The organism is Sporolactobacillus inulinus (assembly GCF_006539285.1).
GTDB lineage: Bacteria > Bacillota > Bacilli > Bacillales > Sporolactobacillaceae > Sporolactobacillus > Sporolactobacillus inulinus.
In genome coordinates this window covers 1-3,138 of record NZ_BJMS01000167.1, presented here as the reverse complement: position 1 = coordinate 3,138, position 3,138 = coordinate 1, and the positions used below count along the sequence as shown (strand labels likewise).

Annotated in this window: 2 protein-coding genes; one reads left to right on the top strand and one right to left on the bottom strand. The window is 48.2% G+C overall.

From position 1 onward, the window contains the following. The first annotated feature begins 45 nt into the window (after positions 1-45). Positions 46-1,440: a glycosyltransferase-like membrane protein gene (locus tag SIN01_RS14330; RefSeq protein ID WP_010025111.1), complete on the top strand. Its 1,395-nt coding sequence runs from the start codon at positions 46-48 to the stop codon at positions 1,438-1,440. Positions 1,441-1,673: 233 nt separating this feature from the next. On the opposite strand, the gene SIN01_RS14325 is transcribed toward SIN01_RS14330, so the two are convergent. Further along, positions 1,674-3,138 (bottom strand): SH3 domain-containing protein (locus SIN01_RS14325; protein WP_141306156.1); only part of this gene is annotated, 1,465 nt, incomplete at its 5' end.

Here is a 3,138-nt window from a genome sequence, read left to right as displayed (position 1 = left end):
TACTACCGCTATCAATCCATCCGACTTTAGTCGGTGGTAGTTGAAATGTTCTTTGTCTTGAACTGGAAGAAAGTGCTTCTTAATTTAGCAATCATCGGTGTCCTGCTGGCAGGATCAAGCTATTCGTTTCAAACGGTTGCGCAGCAATTTGGCTATCAAAATGACCCTAATCTGTCCATGCCAAGTGTGCATTGGATCATGCTCGGTCTGTCAAAAGACGGTTCATATAATCGCAGCGACTATGATTTTACGCGCACGCAGCCGAATCAAGCCGCAAAAAAACGTGCCGACTGGCAGCAGATTAAAGAGCGCCTCGAGAACAATCCCTTTCAAGGGCTTCTGCGGCTATGGATGATCAAAGCGTTCCGAACATGGGGAGAAGGCGCGCACGGCTATGATTGGTACACACATCTCTCGAGTCATCCAACTGAAGCTTACCAATATCTCTTTAATCATAACAAGCAACTGACACTGATCATCGTGCAAGTGTTTCATATCGCTGCACTCGCTCTGCTGCTGCTTTCAGCTTGCCATACGTTCCGTTCGAAAAAACCTGTGCTTGGTCTATTGATTCAGATCACTTTATTCGGAAACTTTCTTTTTTACACCTTTATCTGGGAGGCTGAACCGCGTTACAGCCTGCTTTTTACACCGTTTCTCTTAATTGGTGCCGTTCTGGGGCTAACGGAGCTGGAGCAGCTTCGAGCTACCGTTCAATCGGCAACTGGTCGCAAACTGAATGTAATCCGGTTACCACTGATCTTTGGATTAGCTGCCGCTGTCGTTGTCTGTGGCGCTTCTGGAGCCGGAATTTATTTGAATCCTAAGTCGCCGCAGCGCCACTATCTTGTGGATCAACCGTTTGCAAGCGATAAGCAAACCGTGCCTCTCGATGCCGAGCATTCAATCACTCAGACATTTCATGCACCGACCCGTTTCAATCGTATATCAATGGGTGTCGCTAGCCAGAGCGGAAAAGGCAGCTATCACTTTTCACTGGTCAATCTCCGGTCTCAGCAAACCGAATATGCGCGCAGGTTTGCACCGGATCATGAGCACGGGCCGATAATATTTGCGTTTCCCCCGATCGACGGAAACACGCATTTTCTTCTTAAAATGCATCAATTAAGCGGCAATGACAACGCACGACTTGAGCTGTTCATTAACGGCCATCGCCATGGATTTGAACAACGTGATGCCTATCCAGGAGGAGCATTGTCCCTAAACGGCATGAAGCAGGGCCGAAAAGATCTTCAGTTCAGCGTCTATGAGCAAACCCCCGGTCCCTTCATCAACACATTTATTTATGTCTTATTGATGACCGTGCCGCTTTTGATGCTAACTGCATACGCTGCAATCGGTTCAGCGAATGAATCCCAAAGACGCAAACGACAAAATCGTTTGGTATCACGAAGCAAAACCCAAGATTTCAATGAATAGAATTGTTCCATGCAGCCAATAGCAGCTGGCGATCACAGAGAAATAGCCGATGCGTAGCAGAACGCGCATCGGCTATTCGAATTGCATGCTGTTTTTCACAAGCAAAACAAGCAATGGCCCGTTGCGGCAGACTCTTTCGCTTGCTGCACGCGATGTTATAGAAAACCCCTCGGCGTTGACAAGTTACCATTCAACGCCAAGGGGTAAAGGGTATTTTTTCTATTGAGCTTTGCTTAGTTACCATACTCCGGAACATCAAAAATCAAACTGTATTTGGCGGCCATTCGATACAGATTGTCAATCATCGGTGTTTGTTTCACCGCCCAGCCGACATCTGTCGCATATTGATGTGCCGCGTCGCCAATGACCAGCGCTTCGGGATTCCAGCGCATTTTATAGAGTGTATCTTGACGATACGTTTGATTATAAATGTAATAGTTTGCAATCCATGCTGCTCCGCCTTGAATCGCCTTTTCCGGAGTCGTCCACCCTTGATTGTAGGCATACGCAGCACCGCTGGATACGGCACTGCCATCGTAGGCACCAATTCCAAACATGTTGTAGACCGTTTTGCCGTTATACTCCACGCCTTTGGCAAGTGTCGACGAACCATTTCCTGTCTCAAGCAAGGCGTGAGAGACGAGGTAAATTTCATTCACTTGATATTTCTTAGCTGCATCAATGAATGCTTGCCCTTTACCAGAAAGAATGCCTTTTCCCTGAAGCATCGTATCCATATCGCTCAAGGACACACTCGCCAATGAAGACAATTGCAGAAATTGATAGTAATCAATGCTGCCCTTTGTAAAGTTATTTGGATTTAAATAGTAGGCAAGCGAGGAACTCTTATTTACTTTTTCTTCCTTTGCTAATGCTTGTCCGAATGAAACCGAGTACTTTGTGGTGATATACGCGGTGTTGCCATCCTGAATGGTTGAGGTGATTTCATCCTTCAAATAGTCGCCATAGATGTAACCATCCTTGCCATCATAGCTTACCTTAATCCATCCGTCCGCTCCTTGGGCGATAATTTCTACTTTCGTTCCGGCTTGGAGGACACCGTAGCTTTGGTAAGATTTCCCTGGTCCTTGGCGAAATTGGACACCTGTCGTCGTTAAACCATAGGTTGTTGATGAGCCGTTCTCTGATGATCCCGATTCATTAGACGATTGATTTGACGAATCGTCGGCAGATGTATTGTCGGATGGCTGTTCGACAAACTCTGCGGACACGTAACCGGTGCCGCCGTTGTACTTGATCTTCAGCCAACCGCCCGCTTCGCTCACTACTTCAATGCGGCTTCCCTTTTTCAGCGTTGTCAGGATCTTGTTCGACGTGCCTGCCCCTGAGCGCACGTTCAGGTTCGCTGTTGTCGTGCCATTGTACTTCACCGGTTCGTTGTTTGATTCGCCTGTATTGCTTGAGCCGGGCTGTTCGACAAACTCTGCGGACACGTAACCGGTGCCGCCGTTGTACTTGATCTTCAGCCAACCGCCCGCTTCGCTCACAACGTCGACGCGGCTTCCTTTTTTCAGCGTTGTCAGGATCTTGTTCGACGTGCCGGCTCCTGAGCGCACGTTCAGGTTCGCTGTTGTTGTGCCCGTGTACTTCACTGGTTCGCTGTTTGATTCGCCCGTGTTGCTCGAGCCGGGCTTGTTCACAAACTCTGCGGACACATAGCCGCTGCCGCCGTTATAC